We start from the raw sequence: 11881 nt of genomic DNA, 5'->3' as shown, positions 1-11881 counted from the left end.
GGGTGTGGGGGAGGGCGGCCGGGTGGCCGCGCGGAACAGCACGACCCACACGTCCTCGGGAAGGCCGGGACGATCGCCCAGGATCTCCCGCAGGACCTCCCGGGCCGCCGGGGACGTGTCGGAGGCCAGCCACAGCTGGGGCAGCAGGGTCCGCAGTCGGTCGGCCGCCCACGGCTCGGAGGCGAACCGGCGGACGGCGCGGCGGTACAGCCGCGTCACCTGGGCGGCTCGGTCGTCCGGCTCGCCCGCCGCCAGATGCGCGAGGAAGAGGCGGCGTTCGAGCACCAGGACGCAGAACCGCTCCTGTCGGGAGGCCGGCCAGCCGTCGAGGCGCGCGTCCGCCTCGGCGAGCAGCGTCGGCAGGTCCTCGGCGGGGGTGTCGCGCCGACCCAGCGCGCGCAGCAGCTCGTCGTCGGCCGGGCGGCGGGGCACCTCACGGGGCCCGGGCCCGGGCCGCGGCCCGGGACGGGAGTCGCGGCCCAGGGCGCGCTCCGCCGACCGCAGCAGCCAGCCGTCGTCGGCGCGGCGCCCCGGGGGCGGGCTCGCGGCGCGCAGGGCGGCGGCCACGGTCGTCCCCTTGCCGTCGAAGCCGGGTTCCGCCGGCGTGAGGTGCCAACGGGTCAGCCGGTCCGCGAGCTCGTCGGCCAGGTCGCCCCGGCGCCGCTCCGGATCGAGACGGACCCGGCTGCCGTCCGCCGAGGCATGGGCCGGCCAGTCGGGCAGGAAGACGAAACGCAGGCGCGTGGCGTCGTCCGTGTCGTGCGTGGCGAAGGACCACCCGAGGGGCTGCCCGGCGAGCAGCTCGCCGAAGATCCCGTGGAGCCCCCACAGGACGGCGAACGGGTCGCGTCCTTCGGAGCGGTCGAGCAGCGCGAAGCGGCGGTTCGGGTTCCGGAGCACCTCCGCGACGACGGCGGCGAGCGTGCCGGTCACCCGTGGCTCCCGCGACGCCCGGGTCAGACGGAGCAGGTTCTCCTCTCGGCCGGCCGTGAGATCGGTGACGGGCACGGCGGCCAGCGGACCTCGCACCCGGTCGAGCGGCAGCGGGTCCCGCTGCCAGGTCCAGGCGTGCAGCGCGAGGCAGGCGGCCGTGGTCAGGTGCTCGGCCGGCCCCTCCAACGCGTGGCAGACCGTGCCCGGCCGGCCGGCGGGGTCGAGTCCCGGGGTCCGGTGACCGAGGAGCACCGAGTTCCCGCTTCTGCCCAGCACCCGCACCAGCCCGGGCGCGGCCGGCTCGCCGGCGACCTGGAGCCGGGGGCCGACCGCGTGCTGCACCCGCTCGGCCCGGTCCCGGTCGCCGGACCACGCGACGAGCCCGAAGCCGGTGCTCCCGGTGGGGTTGTCGGCGTCCCAGCGGAAGACCAGCTGGTCCACGGTGTCGGGCCGTCCCGCCGTCACAGCCCCACCTCCCTCGGGTCCGGGCCCTCCAGGAGCCCACTCATGGCGAGCAGGGACAGCAGCGGGGCGAGGACCCGCCGCGGCGCGACGCCCGGGGGGAAGACGGCGCCCCGCTCGCGCCCCCCGGTCGCGGACACGAAGTGCAGCGTGCACCGCGCCGAGTCGGTGAACGGCTGGAGCCAGGCGCCGCTGCCGTGACGCCGCAGGAAGGCGTAGACGTCCCGGCTCTCCTCGCGCAGCGCGTCGCGGGTCAGCACCTCCGGCGGTGGCCGCAGCAGCCACCGGCGCACCGCCGGCTCGAAGCGCACCAGGTCGCTCTTGTTCACCACGACGGCCGCGAGCGCCCGCAGGTACGCACCGTCCCGGGGCACCCGCGCGAGCACCGAGGCGAACGCCTCGTCCCCCAGGTCGTTCTCGGGGATGCCGACGTGCCGGCGCGGCACCTCGAGCTCCGGCAGGCGCAGCGCGCGCAGCGGGTCGACCACGAAGACGAACGCGCCGACCCCGGCCAGGAAGCGTGCCGCCTCGCCGTGCCCGACGAGGTCCTCGCCGGCGAGGTCGAAGAACACCACCGGCCTGGTCCGGCCGCGTCCCGTGAGCAGCAGGCCGTCGGCGAAGTGGGCGAAGGACGTCGTGGCGGTGCGGCCCAGGACCCTTCCGTCGCGCAGTGGTTGGACCCGGTCCCGCACGAAGCGCTGGTGCCAGTCGAGGTTGAGGGGCTGGTGGGTGACGCCGTAGCGATCCAGGCCGCCGCGCAGCACCTCGCCGATCATCGCGGCCAGCAGGTGGGTCTTCCCCGAGGCCGAGCTGCCGACCAACACGACGGTCAGCGGCTCACCGTTGGTGAGGTAGGGCACGGGCAGGTAGTGGTCCTCCATGCCGCTGCCGTTGTCGCACCGCTGGAAGGCGCGGCGCAGCTTCTCCGGCCGCAGCAGCTCGCTCGGCTCGGCCGACGGGTTCCACGGCTCGTACCGCGCCTCGGCGTTGCGGACGTGGATCCGGCTCTCGTCGTAGGCCACGGGGCACAGGCAGTAGGGGCAGATCACCGTCACCGCGCTCCCCGCCCCCCGCTGCGCCACCACGGTCGCGCCGCCCGGGGCGCGCCGCCCCCCACGCGGGCCGCGTCGTCCTGCCCGCCGGCCGGCGCGGCGAGGCCGAGGGAGCGCCGTTTGGCGGCCAGCTTCTCGTCGAAGTCGAGACGTCCCGCCTCCAGGTCGTCGAGCGGCACCCCCCGCGACGGGTCGTCGACGTCGAGCAGCCGTAGGACGCGCCGTGGCCCGGGCCGGTCCGCGGCGCGTGGGGAGAAGGCCCCCGCATCGGACAGCGCCGTGAGACCGGGGTACGCGTCCAGGTCCGCAGGCGGGCCGGTCGCGGGTCCCGGATGGCCGGCGAACACCGCGTACATCACGCGGGCCACGCTCCACACGTCGTCGCGGGCGTCGCTCTCGCCGACGCCGGCGCGCTGCTCGGGCGCGGCCCACGGCTCCTCGCCGAACGCCGTCCTCGGCTGCCCGGTCGGCACCGCCCCGAACAGCTCCGACAGCCAGGCGCTCCGGCCGTCCCACCAGATCCGGTCCGGCGAGATGGCCCGGCACACGTACCCGACGTGTTCCAGCAGGCGTACCGCCTGTACCAACCCCCGCATAAGCACGTGAAGCTGCTTTCCGTTCAGCTGTGCCCCGCAGTCGGCGAGGGCCCGTCCCCGGCGCGGGGCGTAGACCACGAAGGGCTCCGACGCGTCGAGGTCGTAGCCGACCAGCCGGGTGAACAACTGGCCGTGCGGCCCGTCGCCGACAGCCCGGTGGAGGGCCACCGCCGCGCCGACCTCGTGCTCCAGCGCCTCCCTGGCCCGCTCGTCGCCGCGGGCCGTGCCGGGCAGTCGGACCTGCCAGACCCGCCAGCCGTCGCCCAGCCGGCCGCGGCGGGCGACCAGCGGGTGCCGGCCGCGCACCTCCCGGTCCCTGTCCCAGACGGCCGAGAGGCGTTCCGGCCGCCCGGCGGGCGTGTGGAACTCCAGCTCGTGCTCCGGGTCCTTCATGGCGTCGCACCCCCTGGTGAGGTGAGCGCGGTCCCGACCACGCCGTCGCGGAGCGGCACCAGCCGCACCACTCCGGTGAACCGTCCGGTGGTCGTCCAGGTGGGGTCCCGGTCCGGCGCCGCTTCCCAGTCCCCGGCCGACGGGTCCCGGTCGCCGCCGTGCCGGACCGGCGGGACGAGGCGGACGCGGCGCGCCGCACCGGGATCGCCGGAGAGCATCCACCGGTGGTCCACCGCGCACAGCGGCCGGTCGGGGACGTCGGCGCGCCGGTCGAGCCGTTCGAACCGGTCGTCCCCCGCCTCCGTGGTGAGGCCGAGCAGGTCCGCGACGTCGGGACGTGGGCCGCCGGCCCTGGGGAACGCGGGGAGGACGGCGGGATTCTCGGCGAGGAGCCGACTCTCCGCGTCCAGGAGCCGCGTCATGTCCCGGACGGCCGGGGCGTCGTCGACGCCGGCGGGAGCCGCTTCGACCCCTCCCCACAGCTCGGTGAGCAGCCGGGTCACGCCCGCGGTCAGGTCGCCCACCAGCGTCTCGACGAGCACGGGGCCACCGTCGCCCGTCTCGCGGCGCAACCACGGGGGTGCGACGGGGCCCGCGAGCTTGGCGTCCCGACCCGGCCCCGGGTCCGGCTCCCGGGCCGGGGCCGGGGCCGCGCCGGGTGAGTCGGGGCCGCCGGGAGTCGCGTCCCAGTCGTCCCAGTCGTCCCAGCCGTCCTGGTCGCCGGCGGCCTCCTCGCGCGAAGCGTCCTCCCCGGCGCCGGGGTCGGGGGCACGGGGCTGCCGCGCGGCGTGCCGGTCCGCCTCGGCCGCCAGCCCCAGCAGCACGGCGGAGGCCGCGTGCGCGACGTTGCCGCAGTGCGCCCGGGCGGCGGCCAGCAGCCAGTCGCGCACGGCCGCCTCGGCCAGCAGGCCGAGGATCCCGTGCGCGGCCGCGGTGGCGCGGGGCACGTCCATCGCGTCCCACCAGGCGTCGACGGCCGTGGTCCACCACCGCCGGCCGAGGAGCACCAGCGCCACCACCGCCACGAGGAGCGCGGCGAGCCCCAACCACCCGGGAAGGCCGAGCAGTTGCCCGGCCAGCGCCCCCACGAGGCCGCCGGCGAGACCGCCCGGCAGCCGGCCGCCGTGGTCCACGACACCGCCGTCCAGACGCCCGTCCCGGGAGCGGTTGGGCCGTCGGCTGAGCAGGAGCGCCGCCAGGCCCGCGCAGGCCAGGCCGGCGGCCGGCCCGAGGAGCCAGCCCGCCCCCGGCCAGAGCCCGGCGGCGCAGGCCACGGCGGCGCTCTGCGCGGCGTTGACGGACCGACCCGACCCCACGGTGAACGGCGCGGGGGAGCGGAGCCGGGTGAGGAACTCGGTGGGACAGATCCGGTCGAGCCGGCCGAGGCGCGCCGCGCTCCCCGCCGGATGGGAGCGCCGGGCGAGGACGGTGAGCCGTCCGGCGGCGGCCCGCAACGACAGGCCGCGTCCGAGCAGGGACACCGTGTGGGCGCGCAGCGCGGGTCCGACGGGTTCCCTGGACGCCTCCGGGGCGTCGGGCAGGTCGGGGAGCACGATGCCGCGCCGGTGGAGCCGGGCACGCTGCTCGGGCCCGAAGTCGCCGTCGTCCCCGTCGCGCAGGGCGTGGGCGGCCGTCGTGCGACAGGCGTCGAGCGCGTCGGCCACCAGCGAGAGCCGGCCGGGCAGGTCGGCGTCCCGGAGGGCGGCCGGCCGCAGCGCGGTGTGCGGGCGGCGGACGTCCTCCAGGGCGTCCCGGGCGTCGTCCAGGGCCGACCCGCACGCCCGACGGCGCGCGTCGACCTCGCCCCCCGGCACCAGCCAGGCGTGGCCGCCCAGGTGCTCCGGCACGCCGTCCCCGACGAGAGCCGCCAGCGCGTGCGGGAGTTCCTCCCCCATGTCGGAGCCGGCGGGGACCGCGGTCCCCGCCGGCTGCCCCGCGAGCCGTTCCAGGGCCTGCCGCCACGCGCGGGCGCGAGCGGCCTCCGACAGGCTCCGCTCCAGGACCCGCAGCGCGGGGACCGCCACGCCCCCGGGAATGTGGGCCAACTCGCCCAGCACGGCGTCGAACACGGCGGGCTCGGCGAGCAGCTCCGTCAGGTGGTGCACGGCCGCGTCGGGCGGCAGCTCACCGCCACAGGCCGTGTGGGGCGCCCACAGCACCCCGGCCGCCGGCGGGCGCAGCGGCAGCGGACGGCGGAGCACGGGGCCCGCCGCCGTGCCCACCGGCGGCCCGTCGGGGGTGCCGACCGCGACGCACAGCGTCGGCGTGCCGGAGGCGAGCAGCTCCTCGTAGAGCCGCTGGTGGTCGGAGAGCGCGGCGGCCGTGTCCAGGACGAGGAGGCGTCGCGCGTCCTGCCGTCGCGCCCCGGCCACGGCCTCGGCCGCGCCGGCGCCGCCGGGGACGACCTGCCGCAGGTCGAGGCGGAACACCGGGGCCGTCACCAGTCCTCCGTCCCGCCGGCGGAGTCGCCGCCGAACCGGGCGTCGCGGTCGCCGTCGCCGTCCGCCGTCCCGGTGGGCCCGCCGAACTGCTGCTTCTCCAGCGTGCGGAGCGACCGGCGCTTCTTGTTGGTGAGGCCCGGGAAGCGCAGGTCCATGGCGCCCTGAAGGGTCACTCCCCAGAAGTGCCGCAGCGGGAAGAGCCACGGCTCCGACTCCTCGCCCAGTTCCGCGGCCAGGGTGTCGAGGAGCGCGAGCTGTTGGGGCGCCACCTCGTGCACCAGCAGCCGGTACAGCGGCGAGGGCGCCACCGGTTTCGTCGTCAGCCCGTCGGGTTGGGCCCGGATCAGCCGCTGGAGCATGACCTGGACGATGTGCCCCTCGTCCAGCAGGGCGTACCGCTCGTAGGCGGACAGCAGCCCCGTCCAGCTGGACATGCCGTCGTCCAGCCGGTCGAGGCGCAGGGTGACGGTGGCGGGGCCGCCCTCGGCGATCCGGATCCGCACCGCGGCCGGGGACTTCGGGTCGCCGCGCACCTCGACCCGGCCGTTCCAGACGGCGCACAGCAGGTGGTGCAGGATGCGCTGCCGGTCCTCCTCGGTGCTGGCCAGCCAGTCGTCCTCGTAGCCCAGCCGCTGCCGCCAGTCGAGGGCGTCCTCCGGGGCGGCGGTCTCCCGCGCCTGGGCCCACAGCCGCAACACCTGGTTGGCCTCGGAGACGTCGGTGAGGCTCATCCCGCTGCGGAACAGGACCACGGTGACGGAGTCGGTCGACACCGCGCGGTACTCGATGGTGGCCGCGCTATCGCGGGGCAGGGCGAGCGCGGAGCCGAGGTAGCGCTCGGTCCTGGTGACGGCCTCGGTCTGCGGATGGACGACGAGGACCTTGAGCGGTCCCTCGCCGTCGGGAGTGAAGCCGACCGGGAGCAGCTTGGCAAGCTGGGCGCGGAGCTGTTCCAGCCACCGCGCGTCGACCCCGGCGGCGGCCTCCTCGCCGCCCGCGGCAGCTTGCAGCAGCTCGCCGAGGGACGGCAGCAGCGGGCTCTCGCCGACCAGGCCCGGCTCGACGAAGAGCCGCTTGACCCGGCTCTCGATGAGGTGCTTCAGGTCCGTGACCGCTGCCTGCGGGGTGTTCCGCGCCGCCTGGTCCAAGGCCCCCCGCCAGTCGCGCGGCTCGATCAGGCGCTCCAGCAGCCCGGCCTCGTTCCCGCCCTCCGCTTGCCTGTCGTGCTGCCGCAGCCGTTCGAAGACGGCGCCGTAGAAGGCCCCCAGGCCGTTCTGCGGCGGCAGCAGGTACGAGACGCCCTTGCGGTCGTCCCGGTAGAGCTCCCGCTGGCGGTCGGCGGAGAGCCTCTCCTCCTCCGCCTCGTGCCCGCGCAGGGCGGCCACCAACTCCTCGACGCTCCGCTGGGTCCGCATCAGGTTGGGCCGCCAGCGGAACTCGTGTTCCCGCCACGCCTCGTGCCACAGCCGGTTGGCCCGCCACTGGTACCACCTGTCCTGCTCCTCCAGGCACGTCCGCACCACCGGGTCGCCCCAGCGGGCGGGCACCAGGCCGGCCATGCCGCGGCGCACCAGCGGCACGGGCGGCGGCGCGAACTGCACCCCCTCGGGGCGCTCCGGCTGGTTGCGCCGGTTGTCGAGCATGCCGACGAAGCCGGCCTCGGCGACGCGCTCGGGGTGGTCCTTGACGCCGTTGAACACCCCGGCGAGGGCGAAGGGGCCGAGCGTGCCAAGCAGCCCGCGGGCGGCGGCGCCAGGACTGAACTCCTCCACCAGCCGCGGCATCTCACGGTCGAGGTCGTCCTTGAGACGCCGCAGCCCGTCCAGCATGTCGGCGAGCCGGTCGCGCAGCGCCTCGCCGATGGCGCGGCTGCCCCTGGGCAGCGGGTCGGGCAGCGCCACCGGACGCGGTTCGCGGTCCCACAGCGCGCCGATCCCGGCGGCGCGGAACAGATCGGCGACCCGCTCCGCGCCCCCCGCGGCGGGCCGGCGTGCCGTCTCGACCATGCCGCTCACGCCACGGGCCAGCAGCCGTCCCGCGACGATCTCCGCGAGGTCGTCCACCGGCACCGTCAGCGAGGCGGCGAGGCTGGTGGAGAGGCCGCGGTGGCCGATGCCGGAGGGGGAGCGCGCGGCCCGCTCGAGGGACTTGTTGATGAAGCGCTCAGCGAACGATGTGAAGTCACCGTCTGGATCGCCGCCCTCGCCCAGCTCGGTGCCGATCAGCGACATCACGATGGCGGCGATCGAGCGGCGCAGGTCGTCGGGCTGGATGCCGGCGGTCCTGCCGAAGAGGATCGCCGTCTGCGCCGTCGAAGGGCGCAGGGTGAGCCGGCCCTCACCCGGGTAGAGCACGCCCGGCGTGCCGCTCGGCACGGTGTCGCCGAAGTCCTCGGGGGCGTCCGGCGCGTTCTGGGAGTCGACCAGGCGGGAGAGGTCGACCAGCGCGCGGCCGGCGTTGAGCTCGGCCGCCCTGCCGCCACCGGCTCCGGGCGGGAAGGCGGACGGCATGACCACCAGCGGGTAGATCTTCACGCCCTCGATGGACTGGCGGAAGGTCCTCGCGAACTCGTGCCCGATCAGGTGCAGGAAGTCGTAGAAGATGCCCGCGCCGGTGCCGCCGGCCACCGAGAACGCCACGAACACGTCGCACCCCCTGATGTGCCGGCCGCCGAGCTCCCGCAGGTCGCCGGCCGAGGTGGCGATCGCCTCGACGGCCTGACGCAGCGGCCCGAGCACCGGTTCGAGGCCGTTGCGGAGGGTGCCGAACAGCGCCGCGCGGCCCACCGTCGGCAGCTGGCCCGCGCCGGTGTTCAGCGGCGCCACCCGCGGCTGCCCCTCGGCGGGCGGCAGCCAGTGCGCGGTCTCCTGGTGCAGGTCGATCCGGAGCATGCGGGCGACGTCGGCCGAGCCGGGGTAACCGGCCGGCAGCAGGTCGTGGACGGCGCGCGCGGTGTGGGCGTAGGCCGCGGCCTCGGACCCCCGCGCGCTCAGGTGCGGCAGTTGGTTGAGCTCGCCCTCGCTGTAGTCGGCGTAGACGAACTGGAGACAGTCGGGCAGCTGGAACGGCTCCCGCCGGCCGCCGCCGGTCAGCGCCGTGCCGTCCGGGCCACACAACTCGCGCCGCAGGGCGCGCTCCAGCTCCGCGCCGATCCGGTTGCCGGTGCCGCCCAGACCGACGAAGAGCATGGGCTGGTAGATCTTCATGGGACAGTCGTCTCTCCGCGTCAGAAGTCGTTGATGTCGTGGCGCCGTCCGGGGGCGCCGGAAGGCACGGTGGCGCGGCGCGGGGGCCCGGCGTCGCGCACCACGAGCTCCGCGTCGTGGTCGAGGGGGCACCGCTCCCCGAGCCGCAGGGTGCGCTTCCGGCCCCCCGCGGGCCGCAGCCGGACCGATCCGCCCGCCCCGCGCCACAGCGCGTAGCCGCCGGCCGCCCCGGCCCGCGCCACCGCCAGCGTCGGAGGGCCGGCCGGAGGGTGTTCCACGACGAAGCGGAAGACACCGTCCCTGACCCCGCGGACCGCCTGGGTGTCCTTGCGCCCGCCGTGGTGCAGCTCGATCACCAGACCGGTGGGGTCCCTGCGCCGACGCCGCAGGTGGGCCGCGAGGACGGTCGACGCCGCGCACAGCAGCGCGGCGGCCGAGCCGGCGGCGACGGCCCACGCGTGCCGGTCCCACCAGCTCGGCGGGGCCGTGACGGTCACGTCGAGGTGCACCTCGTGCAGCACCCGGCCGCCGTCGTCCTCGTCGAGGACCGCGACGCTGCCCCCGACCCGGCCCAGGGGCACCTCCTCCCCGACCTCGACGGTGAACGGCACGGTGGTGCCGGCGCCCGGCTCGACCCGCACGGACTCCGGGCGCACGCGGAGGCCCTCCGCCGCCTCCCGGCCCCGGACGGCCAGCCGCAGCGAGTGCGGCCGGTCGTCGTCGTTCGTGACGGCCACCGTTCCCGAGACGCTCCCGCCCGGATTCACCCTGTCGTCCAGGACGGTCACGCCGGCCACGACCGAGGGGGCGCCCTCCACGAGCACGCCGTGGAAGGGGCGCGCGTCCCCGACGACACCGGGCGCGGCCAGCGTGCTGGTGACCGTGAAGTCGCCGCTGGCGCCGTCGGGCACCGCGAGCGAGCCGCTGAACACCAGATCCCCGGCGCGCGCGTCGGCGCCCCCGCCGTCGTCACGCAACGCCACGGTCGTGGGCTCCGAGCCCTCGACGGCCAGCCGCGCCGACCCGCTCAGCTCGGCCAGCACCCCGGGGTCGTCGATCACGACCCCGTCCCGCGTCTGGAGGCGCGTCTCGACGGTGACGGCCTGCCCGGGGCGCGGCGACGGCGGGTCCACCACCACCGAGGTCAGCAGCCGGCCCTGCCACACGGCGCCGACCGACGCCTCCCCGGCGGGGCCGCCGTCGCCCGGCTCCAGGTGCACCCGCCACGTGCCGGGCTTGGGATCGGTCACCCGCAGCGCCTCGACCGGGCGGTCCCGGCCGCTGACCTCGAACGTGGACCCATCCTCCGCGCCCTGGAGCGGTACCCGCACACCGTCCGGGTCGTAGTAGGTGACGACGACGTCGGCGTCGCGCTTGGAGACGGTGATCGAGCCGTCCGTGGCGATGGGCGGGATAGTGACCGTGAGGTCGACCGGCGGGGTGCCGGAGCTGCCCGCCTCGTACCGGGCGCAGCGGGCTGCGGCGAAGGTGCGCTGCAGCGCGTCCAGCAGGTCCTCGGCGTCGTCGACGAGGCGCGCCCTCGGCGTGGCGTCCGGCAGGTCGGCGCAGCCCTCGACGTATCCGCCGGCCGCCATGGCGCGGAGGGCGTCGTGGTCGATGTCCGTGCCGAAGGCCAGCGGCCACACCTGCACCCGCTGCTCCCGGGCGTCGGCGAGGGCGTCCCGCAGCGCTTCGCGCCCGTTCGCCTGGCGCTCGTCCGGCGGGCCGTAGTTGACGCTGCCGCTCACGTCGAGCCTGCCGTCGGTCAGCAGGAAGATCACCCGGGGGGTGGTCTCGGGCACGCCGTCGCCGAGCTGTTCGAGGGCCTGGTTGAGGGCGGCCGGGAAGTCGGTGCCCGGGCCGATCACGTCCCGGTCGGGGCGGGCCAGCTCCTGCGCGCAGGTGCCGACGTGCTGCCGCCCCGCCGCGTCGAGCACGGTCGGCTCGCAGACCTGTCGGGCCGCCGTCTGGCCTTCCCGCTCCGCGCTGCCGAAGCCGATGACGGTGGCCCGGGAACGCTCGGAGATCTCCGCCTGGGCGATGGTGGCCGCGGCCTCGACCTCCCGGTCGAGGTCGGCCTGGCTCAGGCTCGCGGACTGGTCGACCACGATGGCGAAGTCGATCGGCCGCGGGCCCTCGTCGCCCTCGCCGTCCCGCGCGGCGGCGGCCCCGGGCCCGAGCGGTGCCAGCAGGGCGCCCGCTGCCAGCAGCGCCCCGGCCAGCCGGACCGCACGGCCGGTCGGCGGGCCGTTCCACCTCCCCCTCATGACAGCCCTCCGTCGGTCGACGCCGGACGGGGTCCCGGGCCGTCCCGGCGGAACGCCACGCGCGGGTCGGTCGCGCCGGGCCGCCCCGTGATCCCCCTGCGGGACAGCTCCGCCAGGTACAGGCGTTCCAGCTCGGCCCGCCGGGCGGCGACCCGTCCGCTGATGTCCGCCCGCAGGCGAGGATCGACCGGGTCGCCGTGCTCGACGACCCGTTCCAGCGCGCTGAGTACGTCACCGGGAGCGGGCCCCGGCGCGGGCCGGGGCTGCCGCAGGACGAGCAGTTGCTGGGCGGCCCACTCGGCGGTCTCCCGGCGGCCCGCCGCGCGCCAGTTCGCGGCGTACGCCCGTTCCCGCGCCTCGTGGAGGAGCGGCATGGCGTCGGCCGGGCGTTCCGGCGCGAGCTCCACGGCCCGGCCGAGCCCCTCCTGGAGCCGGGCGCAGGCCGCGACCGGGACGGCTGGGTCGAGACCCGCCAGCAGCTCCTCGCCGAGCCGGGCCGCCAGGTCGGCGGTCAGGGCGGGGGCGGGGGGC

General features: G+C 76.9%; 6 protein-coding genes and 1 pseudogene. All 7 read right to left on the bottom strand.

Features of this window, described 5'->3' with window-relative positions:
* Nucleotides 1–1398 (bottom strand): annotated as a pseudogene (locus tag E1265_RS25085) (hypothetical protein); the annotation flags it as partial.
* The gene (locus E1265_RS25080; protein WP_132933280.1) at nucleotides 1395–2450 is read right to left on the bottom strand and encodes a hypothetical protein; all 1056 of its coding nucleotides are present in this window, start codon (nucleotides 2448–2450) and stop codon (nucleotides 1395–1397) included. The gene E1265_RS25080 and the pseudogene E1265_RS25085, both read right to left, overlap by 4 nt.
* A complete protein-coding gene (locus E1265_RS37275; protein WP_165953871.1) occupies nucleotides 2447–3436 on the bottom strand; it encodes a hypothetical protein in 990 nt (329 codons plus the stop codon). Before E1265_RS37275 ends, E1265_RS25080 begins: the two co-directional genes overlap by 4 nt.
* Nucleotides 3433–5877 carry a hypothetical protein gene (locus E1265_RS25075; protein WP_132933279.1) on the bottom strand — a complete coding sequence of 815 codons (2445 nt, stop codon included), beginning with the start codon at nucleotides 5875–5877 and terminating at the stop codon, nucleotides 3433–3435. The genes E1265_RS37275 and E1265_RS25075 overlap by 4 nt, the downstream gene beginning before the upstream one ends.
* A complete protein-coding gene (locus E1265_RS25070) occupies nucleotides 5874–9083 on the bottom strand; it encodes a tubulin-like doman-containing protein (protein ID WP_132933278.1) in 3210 nt (1069 codons plus the stop codon). Before E1265_RS25070 ends, E1265_RS25075 begins: the two co-directional genes overlap by 4 nt.
* 20 nt (nucleotides 9084–9103) lie before the next feature.
* Nucleotides 9104–11350 (bottom strand): vWA domain-containing protein, encoded by a 2247-nt coding sequence (locus tag E1265_RS25065; RefSeq protein ID WP_132933277.1) that lies wholly within the window; start codon nucleotides 11348–11350, stop codon nucleotides 9104–9106.
* Nucleotides 11347–11881: hypothetical protein (locus E1265_RS37270; protein ID WP_165953870.1), on the bottom strand; the 535-nt coding region annotated here is incomplete at its 5' end. The genes E1265_RS25065 and E1265_RS37270, both read right to left, overlap by 4 nt.

The sequence above is a fragment of the Streptomyces sp. 8K308 genome (genome assembly GCF_004348315.1).
GTDB lineage: Bacteria > Actinomycetota > Actinomycetes > Streptomycetales > Streptomycetaceae > Streptomyces.
The sequence above is the reverse complement of the archived record's forward strand: the minus strand, read 5'-3'. Positions and strand labels throughout refer to the sequence as shown.

What these genes read in the sequence shown, in the direction of transcription:
- E1265_RS37275 (WP_165953871.1), bottom strand. Translation starts at nt 3,436, where the DNA reads ATGAAGGACCCGGAGCACGAGCTGGAGTTCCACACGCCCGCCGGGCGG.
- E1265_RS25070 (WP_132933278.1), bottom strand. Translation starts at nt 9,083, where the DNA reads ATGAAGATCTACCAGCCCATGCTCTTCGTCGGTCTGGGCGGCACCGGC.
- E1265_RS25065 (WP_132933277.1), bottom strand. Translation starts at nt 11,350, where the DNA reads ATGAGGGGGAGGTGGAACGGCCCGCCGACCGGCCGTGCGGTCCGGCTG.